This is a genomic window from Acidovorax sp. GW821-FHT10E04, from assembly GCF_059415185.1.
Map to the genome: position 1 here is coordinate 596958 of NZ_JBWKMT010000003.1, position 17524 is coordinate 614481.

Below are 17524 nucleotides of genomic sequence, written 5' to 3' on the forward strand. Positions count from 1 at the left end.
TGGGCAGGGCCTGACGATCAAAAAAATTCCATGAAGGAGACACCGTGATGCAATCCCGTAGAACCGTGGCCGGCGCGCTGCTGGCGCTTGCCGCCACGGCCCTGGCCCCCGCCGTGCAAGCCCAGGCATTCCCTGCCAAAACCATCAAGTTCGTCGTGCCCTTCGGCCCCGGCAGCGGCACCGACACCTCGGCGCGCTACTTCGCGCGCAAGCTGCAGGACCTCACGGGCCAGGCCGTGGTGGTGGAAAACAAGCCCGGCGCCAACGGCTTCATCGCCGTCAAGCAAGTGCTGTCGGCGCCGGCCGACGGCTACACCGTCTTCATCGGCAGCAACTCCACGCTGGCGGTGAACGCCGCGCTGTTCAAGGAGCTGCCGTACGACCCGGTGAAGGACTTCTCGCCGCTGACCATGATGATGCGTTCGCCCGCCATGATCGCGGCCATGCCCAAGGCGGCGTACAGCGACCTCAAGGGCCTGATCGCCTATGCCAAGGCCAGCCCGGGCAAGGTGAACTTCGGCGCGGGCTCGGCCGGCTACCAGCTCATGGGCGAGTTGCTCAACGACACGGCGGGCATCCACACCGTGCACGTGCCCTTCAAGGGCGCCGGCGAGACCATGACGGCCGTGGCCTCGGGCACCGTCGACTACACCTTCGCCGAGGTGACCGCCGTGCAGGAGCTAGCCAAGGGCGGCCGCGTGAAGGTGCTGGCCGTGGCGTCCGACAAGCGCGTGGCCGCGGCGCCGGACGTGCCCACCGCCACGGAAGCGGGCCTGCCGGGCTTCGAGGCCTACACGTGGGTGGGCGCCATGGTCAGCGCCCAGACCCCCGCCGCCGAAACCGCCCGGCTGGCCGAGCTGTTCACCGCCATCTCCAGGATGGACGAGACCCGTGCCTTCTACGAGCGCATCGGAGCCACCGCCATGACCGGTGGGCCCGCGCAGATGCACGAGTTCCAGAAAAACGAGATCGTGCTGTGGAAGCGCATCGTCACCCAGGCCAAGGTGCCGCTGCAATGAGCGCTGCTCCCGCCGCGCAGCCGGGTGCGCTGCAGCATGTGAAGGTGCTCGATCTGTCCCGCGTGCTGGCCGGACCCTGGGCCGCGCAGACCCTGGGCGACCTGGGGGCCGAAGTGATCAAGGTCGAGCGCCCGGGCACCGGCGACGACACCCGCGCCTGGGGCCCTCCCCATGTGACGGACGCGGCGGGCCGGCCCACCGGCGAGTCGGCCTATTACATGTGCACCAACCGCAACAAGCAGTCGGTGACGGTGGACTTCACCCGGCCCGAGGGTCAGCGGATCGTGCGCGAGCTCGCGGCGCGGTGCGACGTGCTCATCGAGAATTTCAAGACCGGCGGCCTGGCGCAGTACGGGCTCGACCATGCGAGCCTGAGCGCGCTGAACCCGCGCCTGGTGTACTGCTCCGTGACCGGCTTTGGCCAGGACGGCCCCTACGCGCACCGCGCGGGCTACGACTTCCTGATCCAGGGCATGGGTGGGCTCATGAGCATCAGCGGCCACCCCGACGGGGCACCCGGCGGCGGTCCCATGAAGGTGGGCGTGGCGCTCACCGACATCCTCACCGGGCTGTATGCGAGCACGGCCATCCTCGCTGCGCTGCAGGCGCGCGAGCACACGGGCCGGGGCCAGCACATCGACCTGGCGCTGCTCGACGTGGGCGTGGCCTGCCTGGCCAACCAGGGCATGAATTACCTGTACGGCGACAAGGTGCCGCAGCGCATGGGCAATGCGCACCCGAACACCGTGCCCTACCAGGACTTCCCCACGCAGGACGGCCACATGATCCTGGCCATTGGCAACGACGGACAGTTTGCACGCTTTTGCCATGCCATCGGCGAACCGGATTGGGCGCAGGACGAACGCTTCGTGTGCAACGCCGGCCGCCTGGCCCACCGGGAGGAACTGGTCGGCCGCATCCGCGCCGCCACGGTGGCGCGCACCACGCGCGACTGGATCGCTCTGCTGGAGCGGCACGCCGTGCCCTGCGGCCCCATCAACACCGTGCGCGACGTGTTCGAGGACCCACAGGTCCAGGCCCGGGGCCTGCGGATCGCGATGCCGCACCCGCAGGCGGGCGAGGTGCCGCTGGTGGCCAGCCCCATCCGCCTGTCGGACACGCCCGTCACTTACCGCCACACGCCCCCGCAGCTGGGCCAGCACACCGACGAGGTGCTGGCCCGCTACCTGGGTTTTTCGCCCGCGCAATTGCAGGCCTACAAGGACGACGGAGTTTTGGGATGAGCACCCTGGATTCACTGGCGCTCACGCGCATTCCCGCTGAAGACGAGGCACTGCGCGCCGAGGTGCGCGCCTTCCTGCAGGAGGCCATTGCCGACCTGCCCGCGCACATCCGCGCGCGCTCCTGGGGCGGCTACAGCACCGCTCTGAGCCGCCGGCTGGGGGACAAGGGCTGGATCGGCATCACGCTGCCCAGGGCGTACGGCGGGGGCGGGCGCAGCGCGTTCACGCGCTACGTGCTGGTGGAGGAATACCTGGCCTGCGGCGCTCCCGTGGGTTCGCACTGGATCGCCGATCGCCAGAGCGCGCCCCTGATCCTGAAGTACGGCACCGAGGCGCAAAAGCAGTTCTACATTCCGCGCGTGTGCAAGGGCGAGGCGTTCTTCTGCATCGGCATGAGCGAACCCAACGCGGGTTCGGACCTGGCCAGCGTGAAGACGCGCGCCGTGCCCAATGCGCAAGGCTTTGTGCTCAACGGCCAGAAGATCTGGACCACCAACGCCCACCACTGCCAGTACATGATCGCGCTGGTACGCACCTCGGGCACCTCCGAGGACCGCCACCAGGGCCTGTCGCAGGTCATCGTGGACCTGTCGCTGCCGGGGGTCACGGTGCGCCCCATCGAAGACCTCTCGGGCGACAGCCATTTTTGCGAGGTGTTCTTCGACAACGTGCAGCTGGGGCCGGATGCGCTCATTGGCGCCGAGGGCCAGGGCTGGGAGCAGGTCACGGCGGAGCTGGCGTTCGAGCGCAGCGGGCCCGAGCGCCTGTTCTCCTCCATCGTGCTGTTCGACCAGTGGCTCGGCTACGTGCGCACGCCCCAGGGACGCACCGACTCGGCCGTGCGGCTGGCGGGCAAGGTGCTCACGCAGCTGGCGCCGCTGCGCGCCATGTCCGTGTCGGTGCAGGAAAAACTCACGCAGGGCGCGAGCCCCATCGTCGAGGCGGCGCTGGTGAAGGAGCTTGGAACCACCCTCGAGCAGATGATTCCAGCGGCCATTGCCGAGGACCTGTTCGCGCGCGAGGCCGAGGACGTGCCCGTGGAGCTCCTGATGACGCTCAAGTACGTGACCGAGGCCTCGCCCTCCTTCTCGCTGCGCGGCGGCACGCGCGACATCCTGCGCGGAATGATCGCCCGCGGCCTGGGCTTGAGATGAGACACCCCTGGGCTGCTGCGCGGCATCTCTCTCGCGCGCGCTGCGTGGGGACCGTGCCTGGCGCCTCCGACCGGGCCGCGCTTCGGCCAGGGGCCGGGGGGCAGTGTGTGCAACGCAATGGATGACCGACATGAGCATGAATGACAACGACCTGTTCGCCGATGCCGCGCACGACGTGCTGGCGGACCGGTGCACCCCCGCCGTGGTGCGCGCCATCGAGTGCGGCGGGCGCGCGGCGGATGCCGCGCGGGGCCTGTGGGAGCAGCTGGAATCCACCGGCCTGGCCGACGCCCTGCTGGGCGAAGAAGAGGGGGGGGCGGGCCTGGAACTGGACCAGGCCTTTGGCGTGCTGGAGCAATGCGGTGCCCACGCACTGCCGCTGCCCCTGGCCGAGACCATGGTGGCGCGGGCCTTGCTGGCCCAGGCAGGGCTGGTGCGCCCGCAGGGCAGCATCGCCCTGGCACGCGGCCAGCGTGGCGCCGGCGGCGGTCTGCACTGCGCGCTGGTGCGCGGCGGCCAGGTGGCCGATGCGGTGCTGGTGCAGGCCGGCGGCGCCTGGCACCTGCTTCCCGTCGACGGCGCCCACGCCCGTGCGCATGCACTGGCGCTGGACGCGGCGCTGACCTGGTCGGCCGCGCAGTGCGATGCCGCCCCCACGGTGGGCGTGGATGCCGCGCTGGATGTGCGCACCCTGCAGGCCGCGGTGGTGGCCGCGCAGATGGCCGGCGCCCTCAGCAGCGTGTTCCAGCGCACCCTGCGGTACGCCAACGAACGCCAGCAATTCGGCCGCCCCATCGGCAAGTTCCAGGCCGTCCAGCACCAGCTGGCCGTGATGAGCGAACACGTGTTTGCCGCGCGCATGGCCGCGCAGCTCGGCTGCAGCGGCGGCGTGGGCATCCAGCCCCACCGCCTGCGCGTGGCGACCGCCAAGGCGCGCTGCAGCGAGGCCGCGCTGGCCGTGTCGGAAGCCGCCCACGCCATCCACGGCGCCATCGGCTTCACCGAGGAGCATGACCTGCAGCTCTTCACCCGGCGCCTGCATGCCTGGCGCCAGACGGCCGGCAGCGAGGGGTACTGGCACACCGTGGCCGGCGAGGCGCTGCTGCAGCACAGCGGCATCACGCTCGATCTGGTGCGCCGCATCACCGACGTCGAATTCCCGGCCTGAGTGCCACTTCGCTGACTGGAGACATTTGCCATGGCCTTTCTGACCATTGAACGCGACGGCGGCATCCTCACCGCCACCATGAACCAGCCCGAAACGCGCAACGCGCTCACCGGCAACACCGCGGTGGACGAGTTCGTGCAGCTGTGCGAGGACGTGCGCCGGGATGCCGGCGTCAAGGTGCTGATTCTCACGGGCGCGGGCCCCATCTTCAGCTCGGGCGGCAACGTCAAGGACATGAAGCGTTTCTTTGATGACGCGTTCACGCCCGACCTGATCCGCGAGGAGTACCGCCAGGGCATCCAGCGCATCCCCCAGGCGCTGTACCAGCTCGATGTTCCCGTGATCTGCGCCGTCAACGGCCCGGCCATCGGCGCGGGGCTGGACCTGGCCTGCATGTGCGACATCCGCATCGCCAGCGAGGCGGCCACCTTCGCCGAGAGTTTTGTGCGCGTGGGCATCGTGCCCGGCGACGGTGGTGCCTGGCTGCTGCCGCGCGCGGTCGGCAGGGCCAAGGCGTCCGAGATGGCGTTCACCGGCGAGGCCATCGGCGCGCAGGAGGCGTTGGCCTGCGGCCTGGTGAGTCGCGTGGTGGCGGCGGACCAGTTGCTGCCCGCCGCGCGGGCGCTGGCCGCCAGGATCGCGGCCAACCCCGGCGCCGTGATGCGGATGACAAAACGCCTGCTGCGCGAGGGCGAACACGCCTCGCTGGCCTCGCTGCTGGAGACTTCGGCGGGCTACCAGGCCATCGCGCACAAGACGGCAGACCACCGGGAAGCGGTGACCGCCTTCATTGAAAAACGCGCGCCGAAGTTCCAGTGAGGCACCGCGTCCCCCCAACCGCCTCCGGAAGGATGTGAGATGACGCCTTTGCAAGGCCTTCGCGTGCTGGATCTGTCCAGCGTGATCTTCGGCCCCCTGGCCAGCCAGGTCCTGGCCGACTACGGTGCCGAGGTGATCAAGATCGAACCGCCCGAGGGCGACTCGACGCGCCATACCGGCCCCGCCCGGGAGGCGGGCATGGCGGCGATGTTCCTGGGCGCCAACCGCAGCAAGAAGAGCGTGGCGCTGGACCTCAAGCAGGCCAGTGCGCAGGAAGCGCTGGGCGCACTGATCGCCACGGCCGATGTGCTGATGCACAGCATGCGGCCGCAGAAGCTGGCGGCCCTGGGCCTCGCGCCCGAGGCGCTGCGCGAGCGTTTTCCGCGCCTGGTGTACGCCAGCCTGGTGGGCTTCTTGCCTGGCCCCTATGCCGGCAAACCCGCGTATGACGACGTGATCCAGGGCATGTCGGGGCTCGCCGACCTGATGGAACGGCAGGGCGGGGAAATGCGCTACCTGCCCACCATCGCCGCCGACAAGACCTGTGCCCATGTGGCCGCGCATGCCATCCTGGCCGCGCTGTGGCAGCGCGAGCGCACGGGCCGGGGGGCCTTCGTGGAAATCCCCATGTTCGAGTCCATGGTGGGTTTCAACCTGGTCGAGCACTACTACGGCCAGCACTTCGAGCCGCCGCTGTCCCCACCGGGCTACCCGCGTGTGCTGGCCCCCTGGCGCCGGCCCTACCGCACGGCCGACGGGGCGGTGGCCATGATGCCGTACACCAACCTGCACTGGCAGCGCTTCTTCACCGAAGTGGGTGCCCCGGACCTGGCGCGCGATGCGCGCTTCGCCGACATCGCCAGCCGCACGCGGCACATCGCCGAACTGCTGGAGCTTGCGTCGGGCTTCACCGGGCGCCACACCACGGCCCACTGGATCGCGGTGTGCGAGCGGCTGGAAATCCCCGCCGCGCCCGTGGCCAGGCTGCAGGACCTGCCCCTGGATCCACACCTCGTGGCCACGGATTTCTTCGAAACCCTCTCCGACCCCGCCCTGGGCGAGGTGCGCTTTCCGGGCGTGCCGGTGCGCTTTGACGGGCAGCGCCCCGCCATCGCCATGCCCCCCCGGCTGGGCGAACACACCGAGACGCTGCTGGCCCAGGCCGGGCTCGGCGGCGCACAGATCCAGGCACTGCTGGGCACCCGCGCAGCCGTGGGCCCCTCTTCTTGACAAGGACGCCTTCCATGATCCCCCAGACGCCTTCTGCGGACACCCTCCGCCCTGCCGCCCCCGCTGGCGTGGACCGCCATTTGCCGCGCCTCGGACAGGGGTTCGTGTGGCAGGACCTGAGCGTGGGACAACGCTTTCGCACCTTCCGGCGCACGGTCACCGAGACGGACCTGGTCAGCTTCATCGGCGTGACCGGCATGCTGGAGGCGATCTTCATCGAAGACGGCTACGAGGGCGGCGCCATGGCGGGGCGGCCCGTGCCGGGGGCGCTGACCTATGCGCTCATCGAGGGCTTCATCCTGCAGACCATGATCCAGGGCACGGGCCTTGCGATGCTGGAGCTGCACCAGAAGATCCTCGCGCCCGTGCGGGTGGGCGACACCATCGAGGCGGTGGTGGAGGTGACGGAGATCCGGCCCACCTCCAGGAGTGGCCGCGCGGTCGTGACCTCGCGCATCGACGTCTTCAACCAGCAGGGGGTACCGGTCATGACCTACACGGCCACCCGCTTGCTCGCCGGGCGTTCGTGAACCGATTTCCCCAACTACAACCACCCAGGAGACAAGCACCATGAAAAAAAGCACTTCCCGCACGTCTTCGCGACCCAGCGGCGTCCGGCGTGTATGCCTGGCCATGCTCGGCTGCGCGGCCGGCGTGGCGGCCATCGCCCCCATGGGCTTGGCGCATGCGCAGGCCTACCCTTCCAAACCGATCACCCTGGTGGTGCCCTTTCCGCCAGGCGGGCCCACCGACCAGGTGGCGCGCGTGCTGGCGCAGAAGCTGACGGAGCAGATGGGGCAGTCCGTGATCGTGGACAACAAGCCCGGCGCCAACGGCAACATCGGCGGCACCCAGGTCAGCAAGGCGGCGGGTGACGGGTACACGCTGCTCTACAACACCTCGTCCATCACCCTGAGCCCGGCGCTCTACAAGAACCTGAGCTATGACGTGCAGAAAGACCTGGCGCCCGTGGCCCTCACCGCCGTGGTGCCGCTGGCCCTGGTCGTGCACCCGAGCCTTCCCGTCAACAATGTGCGCGAGTTCGTCGACTACGCCAAGGCCAACCCGGGCAAGCTCTCCTATGGCTCGGCAGGCAATGGCAATGTGACCCACCTGGCGGCTTTCCAGTTCACCAGGAGCCTGGGCATCGAGGCCACGCACGTGTCCTACCGGGGCAGCGCCCCCGCGGATGTCGACCTCGTGGCGGGGCAGATCCAGTTCATGACGGACACCATCAATTCCGTGATGCCTTTCGTGAAGGACAGGCGCCTGAAGCTGCTGGCGGTCACCACCGCCAGGCGCATGTCCCTGTACCCCGACGTGCCCACGCTGGGGGAAACCGTGATGCCCGGTTTTGAGGCGGGCGCCTGGCAGGGCGTGATGGTGCCCGCCAGGACGCCGGCGGCGCTGGTGCAGCGCCTCAACGCCGAGATCAACAAGGCGCTGCAAAGCGATGAGGTGCGTGCCAGGCTGGCGGTGCAGGGCGCCGAGCCGCTGGGCTCCACGCCCGAAGAGTACCGCGCCTATGTCGGCAAGGAACTCCAGCGCTGGGCCGGGGTGGTGAAATCGACCGGCGTGACCCTCGATTGAACGCGGTGGAGCCCCTGCACCTGGGCGGCGCGAAATTGCTTCAAAAATGATAGCTGCTTGCGCTTGATGGACAGGCGCTGGGGCTCATTTTGGCCTCAAAGGCCCTCGCGGGCCTTTTTTTGCTTCCTGCCACCTGTTGTGACCGGCGCGGCGCCATGCCAGGGCCGCCCCGCCGCGCTGGCGACGGCCCCCTTCAGGGGCTGCGGGCTGCGGCTCCAAGCCTGCTTGCGCAGGCCTGGACATGACGAAGAGCAGCTGTTTCTGGCAGCCGCTCAGGGGGTCAGTCAAGCTTCGCGCCCGAGGCCTTGATCAATCGCTCCCACACCGGCCGCTCCTTGGCGATCGCGGCCGTGAACAGCGCGGGCGAGCTGTTCTGCACATCGAACCCCATGGCCGCGATGCGCTGCGCCACGTCGGGCAACTGCGTGGCCTTGCGCACCTCGGCGGCAATGCGCTCCAGGATGGGTGCTGGCGTGCCGGCCGGTGCGCCAAAGGCCAGCCAGCCCGCCACGCGGTAGGCCTCGTCGTTCAGGCCCTGTTCGGCCAGCGTGGGCACGCCCGGCAGCGCGCCCATGCGGCGCTCGCCGCTCACGCCGATGGCCTTGAGCTTGCCCGCGTCGATGTGCGGCTTGGCCTGCAGCGCGCTGGCGAACGCGATCTGGATCTGGCCGCCCAGCAGGTCCTGCACCATGGGCGCCTCGCCGCGGTAGGCCACGTGGCTCATGTCGGCGTTCTGCGTGAGGCTCATGTAGGCGCCGGCCAGATGCGGGTAGGCGCCCGTGCCGTAGGAGCCGTAGGCCACCTTGCCCTTGTTCGCCACCACGTACTTGAGCAGCTCGGGGCCCGTGGCCACGGGTACGCCGGGGTGGGCCACCAGCACCAGCGGCGCGATGGCGATCTGGTAGATGGGCGCGATGTCGCGCTCGGGGCTGTAGGGCAGCTTGGTGTACAGGAACTGGTTGGTGAGCATGGAGTTGCTCAAGGCCAGCAGCAGCGTGTAGCCGTCGGGCGCGGCCTTGGCCACCGCGTCGGTGCCGATGATGCCGGCCGCGCCGGGCTTGTTGTCGATGACCATGGGCTGGCCCAGGCCCGCGGCCATCTTCTCGGCCAGCACGCGCGCGAGCACGTCGGTGGCGCCGCCTGCGGCAAAGGGCACGACCACCTTGATGGGCTTGCTGGGGTAGGCCTGCGCCAGGGCGGCGGGGCCGGTGCACGCGGCGGCGGCGGCCAGCGCGGCGGCGCCCAGCCAGTGGCGGCGGGTCATCGACGGGGGGTGGTGGGGCATGTATCGTCTCCTGTCATGGGTATTGCAAATCAGGCTGGCCCGGCCCTGCGCGGTGGCGGGCCGGGGCTCGTTCAGGCGGGCTGGGGGCTTCCTGGCGCCGGGGCGATGGTGACGGCAAGCGGCAGGGGCGCGAGCACCTCGCGCAGCCGGGCCTGCAGCGCGGCCGCGCCCGGGCCGGGCTCCAGGGTCACGCGCACGGCGCTCTCGCCTTCGGGCTGCACCTGGGGGCGGGGGAGGCCGGGGGTCTCGGCCCACACGCCGTCGGCCAGCGCCTGCACCGTGTGGCAGGCGGCCTGCAGGCGCAGCGCGGGCTTGTAGATCTTGCCCACGTTGGTCACGGGCATGGTGCCCAGGACCCGCACCCAGCGCGGGCGGGCCACCGCCTCGTCCACGTGCTCTGCGGTGAAGGCGAGCAGCTCGGCCTCGGTCGCCTGCGCGCCGGGCACCAGCGTGGCAAAGGCCACGGGCAGCTCGCCCGCATAGGCGTCGGGCGCGCCCACGGCGGCGGCGAGCTGCACGGCGGGGTGGGCGCCCAGCGCGTCCTCGATCACCTTGGGGTCGATGTTGTGGCCGCTGCGGATGATGAGGTCCTTGGAGCGGCCGCTCAGGTGCAGGCGCCCTTCGGCGTCCACGAAACCCAGGTCTCCGGTGGCCAGCCAGCCGTCGGCCGTGAAGGCCTTGGCCGTGTCCGCCGCATCCAGAAACCCCGAGAACAGGTTGGGCGACTGGAACAGCACCATGCCCGGCTGCCCAGGCGGCATGTCCTGGCCGGACGCGTTGCCGTGCGCGTCCAGCGCCACGATGCGCAGCCGCGCGTACGGCAGGCGCCAGCCCACGCAGCCGGCGGGCGCGTGCACGCCCGGTGGCGTGATGGTGGAGATGCCCGCCATCTCCGTCATGCCCAGGCTTTCGTGCACATGCAGGCCGAACAGGCGCTCAAAGCGCGCCGCCAGCTCCGGCGCGAGGATGGCCGCGCCCGTGCGGCAGTAGCGCAGCGACGAGATGTCCGCGCCATCGAGCGGCACGTTGGCCAGCGCGGCCAGCACCGTGGGCACGGCCGACAGGTAGGTGCAGCGGTGGCGCTCGACCAGCCGCCAGTAGCTGGCGATGACCTCGCGGTTGCGGAACAGGCCCGCCGTCGGGATGATGGTCTCCACCCCCGCCGAGAGCGCCGCGAGCGAACCGGGCAGCACGCCCGCCACATGGAACAGCGGGTAGCCGTTGATGCCCACGTCCTGCGGCGTGATGCCCTGCATCTGCACGCTGGCCCAGGCGGTGAACACCTGCGCGCCATGGCTGTGGCGCGCGATCTTGGGCGCGCCCGTGGTGCCGCCGGTGTGAAAGTACGCTGCGATGTCGCCGGGCGCGATGCGCCGGCCGCTCACCAGCTGGCCGGCGGGCTGGCGCAGGCGCGCCGCGAAGTCCACCACGCCCTCGGGCAGCGCGCCGGCGGCGCCGGGCGCCTCATCGTGCGGGGCCACGCGCAGCACGGTGGCGAGCGTGGGCACCTGGCTGCGCAGGCGCAGGGCCTTGCTCCAGTAGCCCGCGTCGCCTTCCGCGCCGTAGGCGATCAGCACCTTGGCGCCCGCCAGCGCCATCATGGCCGCGAGCTTCTCGTCGGTGAGCATGGGGTTCAGGGGCTGCACGATGCCCGCCGCCTCGCCGCCCCACAGGGCCAGGTGGTATTCCAGGCAGCCGGGCAGCAGCACGGCCACGGCGTCCCGGGGGCCCACGCCCAGTGTGTGCAGCAGGTTGGCCGTCTGGTGGATGCCGGCCAGCAGCTGCGCGTACGACCAGCGGATGGGCGCGTCCGCCGGATCGGCCGTGGGCAGGAAGGTCAGCGCGGTCTTGCCGCCGAACGCATGGGCGGCATTGCGCAGGATTTCATAGGTGCTTCGCACCGGCAGCGCCTCGGCCAGGGGCGTGGCTTCCAGCTGTTCGACATCCCGCAGGCCGCGGAGGGTGGTGGCGGTGCGGGCAAAGGGCGGATGGAGTGCGGGAGCGGTCATGGACGGAAGTGCGGGCAGACCCGGGATTGTTGTGCCGACAGGATTTCTTGACAATCACATGAAGGATTGACACTCTGTATGAATATTTTTGACAAACAAGCGGAGCGCGCCACGTGGACCTCTCGGCACTGACCCTGCTGGTGGAGATCCTGGACGCCGGCAACCTCAGCCTGGCCGCGCGCAAGCTCAAGATGAGCCGCGCCAACGTGAGCTACCACCTGCACCAGCTGGAGAAGTCGGTGGGCGTGCAGCTGGTGCGCCGCACCACGCGGCGCGTGGAGCCCACCGAGGTCGGGCTGCGCCTGTACGAGCACGGCCGCAGCATCATGAACGAGATGCTGGCGGCGCGCGAAACCATCGCCACGCTGGGCCAGAGCCTGCAGGGGCGCGTGGGGCTGAGCATGCCCCTGGGCTACGGCCAGATGGTCATGGCCGGCTGGCTCATCGAATTCAAGCGTCTGTACCCGGGGATCGTGCTCGAAGTGATGTTCGAGAACCGCGTGAGCGACCTCGTGCGCGAGGACGTGGACATCGCCATCCGCATCATGACCGAGCCGCCGCCGGCCCTGGTGTCGCGGGCCCTGGGGCCCGTGCGCTACGTGGTGTGCGCCGCCCGCGCGTACGCGCAGGAGCACGGCCTGCCCACGCGCCTGGAGCACCTGGCCACGGTGCCGCTCTTCACCTCGGGCTTCATCGGGCGCGAGCTGCGCGTGGCCGCCTACCGGCCCGACGGCCAGCGCGAGGAAGTGCTGCCCCGGCCCACCCTGCTGTCCGAGCATTTTCCCTTCCTGCGCGACGCGGTCCTGGCGGGCCTGGGCGTGGGCCTGCTGCCCGACTACGTGGTGGCGGACCCGGTGCGCGAGGGGCGCATCGTCACCGCGCTCGACGACTACCGCCTGAGCGTCTTTGGCACGCAGATGTTCCTCCTGTACATGCCCAACCGCTACCAGACCAGTTCGGTGCGCACGCTCATCGATTTCATCCTCGAGCGGGCGGGCGGTGTGCCTACAAGAAGCCCGGCACCTGGCCGCCCATAATGGGGCGTTCTCATCCACCATGGCGCGACCGGAGCTCCTGACATGAACACTCCCCGACATCCCAAGCGTTTCTCGATGATCCGCGAATTCCACCTGGCCGACTGGTTCACGCTGGGCAACGCGGTCTGCGGCGTGGGCGCATTGTTCTCGTCGATGACCTACCTGGAAACCGGCGCCGTGGTGCACGTCTATTTCGCCGCCGCCCTCGTGCTGGCCGCGCTCATCTTCGACGTGCTGGACGGCCGCATCGCGCGCTGGCGCCAGAAGAGTTCGGCCATGGGCCGGGAGCTCGATTCGCTGGCCGACGTGATCTCGTTCGGCGTGGCTCCGGCCATCATCGCCTATGGCTGTGGCATGCAGGGCCTGTACGACCGCATCGTGCTGGCCTACTTCGTGGCCTGCGGCGTCTCGCGCCTGGCGCGCTACAACGTCACGGCCGAAACCCTCTCGGGCGACGACGGCAAGGTGAAGTACTTCGAGGGCACGCCCATCCCCACCTCCATCGTGCTCGTGGGCCTGCTGGCCCTGGCGGCCTACCTGGGCGCGGTGCGCGAGAGCCTGTGGTTCGGCAAGGTGCTCATCGGCGGCTTCACGCTGCACCCGCTGGTGCTGCTGTTCGCGCTGTCGGGTTCGCTGATGATCAGCCGGATCCGCATTCCCAAGCTCTGAGCCACTGGCTGGTGGCACGGTCGACCTGCTCGTGCGGCCCATGAACCACCGCAGCGACGGCGGTCATGTGCCCGTCTGGGAACGCAGCGAGCTGACGCCCGAAGAGCTGGCGCGTTGGTCGTGCCTGGCGACCACCACGGGCCGGGCCCTGCTCGACAGCTCGGCGGTGACTGCCTCAAGACTGAGATGCGGGCAACGACGCGCTAAACCCGCTGGCCCATCCCCGGGGACCAAAACCCCCGCACTGCCCTGTACTACAGGGTACACCTGCATGCTTTCGGGCGAAGCCCCGGGCCACCCACCCGGACTGGTTGTGGGCGAACCGCCCCAGTATTCGAAACTTGCGCAGTCCGAAACCTGGTCCCGGCAGTTCACGCGCCTGGACGACGATGAAGGTGCTGCGCTGGGTGCGCGCATCCCTGGCGCCATGAGGCCATGCCCCCGGTTGACCTGCATTTTGCTATAAAAATAGAAGCTACATACGCTTGCTATATGGCGGTAGGCCTTGTTTTTCCCGGCTTCATTGCCGCAGGGCACGGTCCGTAGGGGGGCTGGAGGTGGCCATCCTCGCGGGGCTTCAGGCCCCCGGCGGCGCGTAACCCTAAGGGCACGTCCAGGCGCCGCTGCGGCGGTTGAACAGCTCGCCACCGAAGAAGAGGGCGTTGCCGTCGTTTGCCAGGGCCCAGGATGCTGCGTCGCGCGCTATGACGGCCTGCCTGCGCCATGTAGCACCCTCGCGGGCGAACAAGGCGATGTGCCACCCGGGCGCCGCACTCCCCGTGCCTGCGCATGTGAGGTCTGCACCAGTGATGTGGAACTCTGCCGGCAACGAGTTGGGTGCGTTCAGGGCTTCGACGGCCAGCGTGGCGCCATCGTTGGAGAGCGCCAAGGCGCTGTACCGCGATGCCGCAATGTCCAGGAAATTCACGATGCCCACGGGCAGCCGCGCTTGCTCGCTCCACGTCCCGCCTCCGCTTTGCGCGTAAACATGCAGGTATGGTGGTGCGAAGCTCTCGCTGCGGGTGATGGCGCCGCTGTTCAACGCCAGCGTGCTGCCATCGCCGGACAGGGCCAGGGCCGTTCCCACGACGCTGCCTCCCGGCGCCAGATGGCTTTGGGGTGCCCAGGTCGTGCCGGTGCGCACGTAGGTGAAAACAGCGTTGGGGGTGTTAGTGGCAGCGCCATAGATCCCCGTGACGGCCAGCAGGTTGCCGTTGGCCGACAGTGCCAGCTTGCCGGGGACGGAGGCCAACTGGCAGGGCTGGGGGCATGCGGCAGGCGTCTGGGTCGATGTAATCGTGGCTTGCAGGCCCCAGGTTGCGCCGCCGCGGTGGTAGATCTGTATCTTGTCGTCTTCAGCCCCCGCCAGGGTGGTGCCGTCCGAAGACAGCGCGATCCGGGACGCGCGCGTGGGGAACTCGGCTTGCTGCTGCCATGGCTGGTCGATGGCCGTGCGCGCGAACACCAACAAGGTGCTTGTCGAACCGCTGGCACCGCGCAGGACCAAAGTCAGGCCGTCCTGGGATATGGGATCGAAATTGCTCGCTGATGATTTGAGGGGCGCACGCCCCGATGGGAATTCATGGCTGATGCTTTTGGGAATGTCCAGCGCCTTCGCTGCGGTGAAGGCTCCACAGCCATCGGTGTTGCAAGCCCGCAGACGGAAGGTGGCGTTGATGAAGTCAGGCAGCCGGGCGAGATTCAGGTAGCCGAACTGTCGTTGAGTCGTGGAGTAGAAACTGAGGCCTTGCGCCTCGCCCATCTGCACTTCCGTTTGAGGCCCTGGGCCATCCGTGTCGGCAAAGAGCTCATAGCGGGTGGCGCCCGGCGTGGCGCTCCACGAAAAACTCAGGGCCCCACCGTTCTCAAAGTTCTCGGGGGCGGCCAGCGCGCCGGTGACGGGAGGCTGGCCTGGCTCTGCGGAGCCTGAGCCGCCACCGCAGCCTGCCAAGGCCAGTGCGGCACAGCTCAAGGCCAGTGCGGCTCGCAAGGTCGGCAAGGCACGTGGGGCCCATTGGTGGGCAGCTTCGGGTGCAAAAGTCATTGTGTTGTGATGCATGGGTGCTTTTTCAGGAAGCGGTAAACGGTGCTCGCGTACCTGTGGTGGTACTTTGCAGCGGTGATTCAAATCGTCCCCATGTGTTCTTCCCACATGCCTGGTTGGACTGGGCACCTTCGACAACAAGTGCCATGAAAATGATAGCTGCCAGTGCCAAGTGAGTAGGCGCAGTAGCACCATTTGATACAAATGATCAGCTCGCGCGCCGGTTCACCAGCACGATCCCCGCCGCTACCAGCACCAGCGCCGCCACCAGTCCGGGCGTCACGGGCTCGCCCAGCCACCAGGTGCCAAACAGCAGCGCGAACACGGGCGTGAGGAACACGAACACCGAGATCTTCGTGGCCGGGTAGTGCGCCAGCATCCACATCCAGGCCAGATAGCTCACGAATGCACCCACGAGCGCCTGCACCAGCAGCGAACCCCAGGCGAAGGTGCTGAACTGCAAGGTCCAGCTTTCGCCCAGGGCCAGCGACAGCCAGGGCAGTGCGGCGGCGCTCACGCCCACCTGGTAGAGCAGTTGCTTGGCGGGCGCCACGCGCGCGAGCGGCGTGGTGCGGATCACCACCGTGGTCAGCGCCCACATCAGGCCCGCGGCCAGGCCCAGCAGGTCGCCCAGCCAGGCACGGGGCAGGGCGGCGTTGGCGGGGCCCAGCAGACCGTCGCCCAGCGCCAGCCCCACGCCCACAAAGGCAGCGGCCAGTCCCAGCCACTGCCAGCCCTGCAGGCGCTCACCGGGGATGAAGCGCGGCAGCAGCAGGGCCACCCAGAACGGGGCGGCATAGAGGAACACCGTGAGGCGCGACGCCGTGGTGTACTGCAGCCCCAGGTAGATGCAGGCAAACTCTCCTGCGAACAGCGCCCCGGCGAGCAGGCCCGCGCGCGGTGCCCCGGCCGGCTCGGCCGCGCCCGACAGCGGCACGCCGCGCCACGCGCACCAGGCGGCGACCGCCACGGTGGCCAGCACGAAGCGCAGAAAGGCCTGGTACACGGGAGCCACCTCGCCCACGGTGGCTTTCACCAGCACCTGCTGGAAGCCCCAGAACATGCAGCAGGCCAGCAGCAGGGCGATGGCCAGGGAATCGATGTGGGTTTTGCGGGGAGAAGACATCGGTCGATTATCAAAGACCCTTGTCCGGCGCCCCGTCGCCCATGCATCCAGGCGCCCCGGAGCGCGGGCGGAAGGCTTCACGGCCCCTCGCGACCCTGGCGGCCATTGGCCCGGTTTCCGATGAAGGCACGGGCTCCCCAGGGAGGGGCACGGCGCCACGCGCGAGGCGCCGCGCGTTTCCCCTTGTGTTCCCGCGCAGGGCGCCCGGGGAGCGCGAACAGGTTCTTACACGGGCCCACGGTACACTTTGCGCCTTCTGAAACCCGTTCCCGAGCGTCTTTTCCACCCCTCATTCATGGCCCTTACGACGGCGGCGCAGTCCCGCACCAGCTTTGACCTCAAGAGCGCCTCTTTGCCCGTGGTGGCCGTGGTGCTCAAGACCACCGACGCCGCGCTGTTTGCCGCCGACCTGGCCGAGCGCGTGGCCGACGCCCCGGGCTTCTTCGACAATGATCCGGTGCTGATCGATCTGGCCCCTGTGCGCGAAGCCCAGGAACCCATCGATTTCGCGGCCATCACGGCCTTGCTGCGCAGCCACAGCACCCTGCCCGTGGCGGTCCGCGGCGGCAGCCCTGCCCAGATGGATGCCGCGCGCGCGGCCGGGCTGGCCGCGGCGCCCGATGCACCGCCCGTTCGCGCCGAGGCCCCTGCCACCCCGGTGCAGGAAGTGGTGCGCGAGGTGATCCGCGAGGTCGAGGTCGAAGTGGTGCGCGAAGTGCCCATGCCGGGCCCCGGCACCGTGGTGGTGGACAAGCCCCTGCGCTCGGGCCAGCAGGTGTATGCCCGTGGCGCCGACCTGGTGGTGATGGCCGTGGTGAGCTTTGGCGCCGAGGTGATCGCCGACGGCAACATCCACGTCTATGCCCCGCTGCGCGGCCGCGCGATTGCCGGTGCGCGCGGCAACACCGAAGCGCGCATCTTTTCGACCTGCCTGGAGCCCCAGCTGGTGTCCATCGCGGGCATCTACCGCACCACCGAGACCGAGTTGCCCGCCGATGTGCGCGGCAAGCCGGCCCAGGTCCGGCTCGATGGCGAGAAGCTCATCATCGAAGCTCTCAAGTGAAACACCCCCCTATGTCGCTTCGCTCCTTCCCCCCACTCTCGCAGCGCTGCGCGCTGCGCGCAGCGGG

Annotated in this window: 15 protein-coding genes; 11 read left to right on the forward strand and 4 right to left on the reverse strand. The window is 69.4% G+C overall.

Annotated elements, in window-relative coordinates; all coding sequences use genetic code 11:
• The first annotated feature begins 47 nt into the window (after positions 1 to 47).
• From AC07OC_RS12110 to AC07OC_RS12145, 8 genes are all read left to right on the forward strand, one after another.
• Complete coding sequence (locus AC07OC_RS12110) at positions 48 to 1019, forward strand: Bug family tripartite tricarboxylate transporter substrate binding protein (protein ID WP_218296496.1); 972 nt, start codon at positions 48 to 50, stop codon at positions 1017 to 1019.
• Positions 1016 to 2263, forward strand: a complete 1248-nt coding sequence (locus AC07OC_RS12115) for a CaiB/BaiF CoA transferase family protein (protein WP_218339231.1) — start codon at positions 1016 to 1018, stop codon at positions 2261 to 2263. The genes AC07OC_RS12110 and AC07OC_RS12115 overlap by 4 nt, the downstream gene beginning before the upstream one ends.
• Positions 2260 to 3417 (forward strand): acyl-CoA dehydrogenase family protein, encoded by a 1158-nt coding sequence (locus tag AC07OC_RS12120; RefSeq protein ID WP_218339230.1) that lies wholly within the window; start codon positions 2260 to 2262, stop codon positions 3415 to 3417. Before AC07OC_RS12115 ends, AC07OC_RS12120 begins: the two co-directional genes overlap by 4 nt.
• Before the next feature lie 136 nt (positions 3418 to 3553).
• The gene (locus AC07OC_RS12125; RefSeq protein ID WP_218339488.1) at positions 3554 to 4585 is read left to right on the forward strand and encodes an acyl-CoA dehydrogenase family protein; all 1032 of its coding nucleotides are present in this window, start codon (positions 3554 to 3556) and stop codon (positions 4583 to 4585) included.
• Positions 4586 to 4615: 30 nt separating this feature from the next.
• The gene (locus AC07OC_RS12130) at positions 4616 to 5404 is read left to right on the forward strand and encodes a crotonase/enoyl-CoA hydratase family protein (RefSeq protein ID WP_218339229.1); all 789 of its coding nucleotides are present in this window, start codon (positions 4616 to 4618) and stop codon (positions 5402 to 5404) included.
• A gap of 39 nt (positions 5405 to 5443) precedes the next feature.
• Positions 5444 to 6634, forward strand: coding sequence for a CaiB/BaiF CoA transferase family protein (locus AC07OC_RS12135; protein WP_494597692.1), 1191 nt, complete (start codon positions 5444 to 5446; stop codon positions 6632 to 6634).
• Between the two features lie 14 nt (positions 6635 to 6648).
• Positions 6649 to 7164: a MaoC family dehydratase gene (locus AC07OC_RS12140; protein WP_255590934.1), complete on the forward strand. Its 516-nt coding sequence runs from the start codon at positions 6649 to 6651 to the stop codon at positions 7162 to 7164.
• A 40-nt stretch (positions 7165 to 7204) separates the two neighbouring features.
• Positions 7205 to 8224, forward strand: coding sequence for a Bug family tripartite tricarboxylate transporter substrate binding protein (locus AC07OC_RS12145; RefSeq protein WP_369641023.1), 1020 nt, complete (start codon positions 7205 to 7207; stop codon positions 8222 to 8224).
• Between the two features lie 280 nt (positions 8225 to 8504).
• Here the strand turns inward: AC07OC_RS12145 and AC07OC_RS12150 are convergent, their stop codons facing one another.
• Together AC07OC_RS12150 and AC07OC_RS12155 are read right to left on the reverse strand one after the other, a co-directional pair.
• Entirely contained in the window at positions 8505 to 9509 is a 1005-nt protein-coding gene (locus tag AC07OC_RS12150) for a Bug family tripartite tricarboxylate transporter substrate binding protein (protein WP_218296502.1), read from the reverse strand.
• Positions 9510 to 9580: 71 nt separating this feature from the next.
• Positions 9581 to 11518, reverse strand: a complete 1938-nt coding sequence (locus AC07OC_RS12155; RefSeq protein ID WP_494601259.1) for an acyl-CoA synthetase — start codon at positions 11516 to 11518, stop codon at positions 9581 to 9583.
• A gap of 113 nt (positions 11519 to 11631) precedes the next feature.
• Here AC07OC_RS12155 and AC07OC_RS12160 point away from each other — a divergent pair, with 113 nt between their 5' ends.
• Together AC07OC_RS12160 and pssA are read left to right on the forward strand one after the other, a co-directional pair.
• Positions 11632 to 12555: a LysR family transcriptional regulator gene (locus AC07OC_RS12160; protein ID WP_218296504.1), complete on the forward strand. Its 924-nt coding sequence runs from the start codon at positions 11632 to 11634 to the stop codon at positions 12553 to 12555.
• A 42-nt stretch (positions 12556 to 12597) separates the two neighbouring features.
• Positions 12598 to 13224, forward strand: a complete 627-nt coding sequence (gene pssA / locus AC07OC_RS12165) for a CDP-diacylglycerol--serine O-phosphatidyltransferase (protein ID WP_218296505.1) — start codon at positions 12598 to 12600, stop codon at positions 13222 to 13224.
• Positions 13225 to 13825: 601 nt separating this feature from the next.
• Here pssA and AC07OC_RS12170 read toward each other — a convergent pair.
• Both AC07OC_RS12170 and AC07OC_RS12175 read right to left on the reverse strand, forming a co-directional pair.
• On the reverse strand, positions 13826 to 14986 hold the full coding sequence (locus tag AC07OC_RS12170) for a hypothetical protein (RefSeq protein WP_218339226.1): 1161 nt from the start codon (positions 14984 to 14986) through the stop codon (positions 13826 to 13828).
• Between the two features lie 490 nt (positions 14987 to 15476).
• On the reverse strand, positions 15477 to 16394 hold the full coding sequence (locus AC07OC_RS12175) for a DMT family transporter (protein WP_218296507.1): 918 nt from the start codon (positions 16392 to 16394) through the stop codon (positions 15477 to 15479).
• A 295-nt stretch (positions 16395 to 16689) separates the two neighbouring features.
• Here AC07OC_RS12175 and minC point away from each other — a divergent pair, with 295 nt between their 5' ends.
• Positions 16690 to 17457: a septum site-determining protein MinC gene (minC, locus tag AC07OC_RS12180; RefSeq protein ID WP_218296508.1), complete on the forward strand. Its 768-nt coding sequence runs from the start codon at positions 16690 to 16692 to the stop codon at positions 17455 to 17457.
• Positions 17458 to 17524: the final 67 nt, after the last annotated feature.

Bases quoted from the DNA above. Each gene is read 5' to 3' on its own strand.
- AC07OC_RS12110 (WP_218296496.1), top strand. From the start codon at position 48: ATGCAATCCCGTAGAACCGTGGCCGGCGCGCTGCTGGCGCTTGCCGCC.
- AC07OC_RS12115 (WP_218339231.1), top strand. From the start codon at position 1,016: ATGAGCGCTGCTCCCGCCGCGCAGCCGGGTGCGCTGCAGCATGTGAAG.
- AC07OC_RS12120 (WP_218339230.1), top strand. From the start codon at position 2,260: ATGAGCACCCTGGATTCACTGGCGCTCACGCGCATTCCCGCTGAAGAC.
- AC07OC_RS12125 (WP_218339488.1), top strand. From the start codon at position 3,554: ATGAATGACAACGACCTGTTCGCCGATGCCGCGCACGACGTGCTGGCG.
- AC07OC_RS12130 (WP_218339229.1), top strand. From the start codon at position 4,616: ATGGCCTTTCTGACCATTGAACGCGACGGCGGCATCCTCACCGCCACC.
- AC07OC_RS12135 (WP_494597692.1), top strand. From the start codon at position 5,444: ATGACGCCTTTGCAAGGCCTTCGCGTGCTGGATCTGTCCAGCGTGATC.
- AC07OC_RS12140 (WP_255590934.1), top strand. From the start codon at position 6,649: ATGATCCCCCAGACGCCTTCTGCGGACACCCTCCGCCCTGCCGCCCCC.
- AC07OC_RS12145 (WP_369641023.1), top strand. From the start codon at position 7,205: ATGAAAAAAAGCACTTCCCGCACGTCTTCGCGACCCAGCGGCGTCCGG.
- AC07OC_RS12150 (WP_218296502.1), bottom strand. From the start codon at position 9,509: ATGCCCCACCACCCCCCGTCGATGACCCGCCGCCACTGGCTGGGCGCC.
- AC07OC_RS12155 (WP_494601259.1), bottom strand. From the start codon at position 11,518: ATGACCGCTCCCGCACTCCATCCGCCCTTTGCCCGCACCGCCACCACC.
- pssA (WP_218296505.1), top strand. From the start codon at position 12,598: ATGAACACTCCCCGACATCCCAAGCGTTTCTCGATGATCCGCGAATTC.
- AC07OC_RS12170 (WP_218339226.1), bottom strand. From the start codon at position 14,986: ATGGGCGAGGCGCAAGGCCTCAGTTTCTACTCCACGACTCAACGACAG.
- AC07OC_RS12175 (WP_218296507.1), bottom strand. From the start codon at position 16,394: ATGTCTTCTCCCCGCAAAACCCACATCGATTCCCTGGCCATCGCCCTG.
- minC (WP_218296508.1), top strand. From the start codon at position 16,690: ATGGCCCTTACGACGGCGGCGCAGTCCCGCACCAGCTTTGACCTCAAG.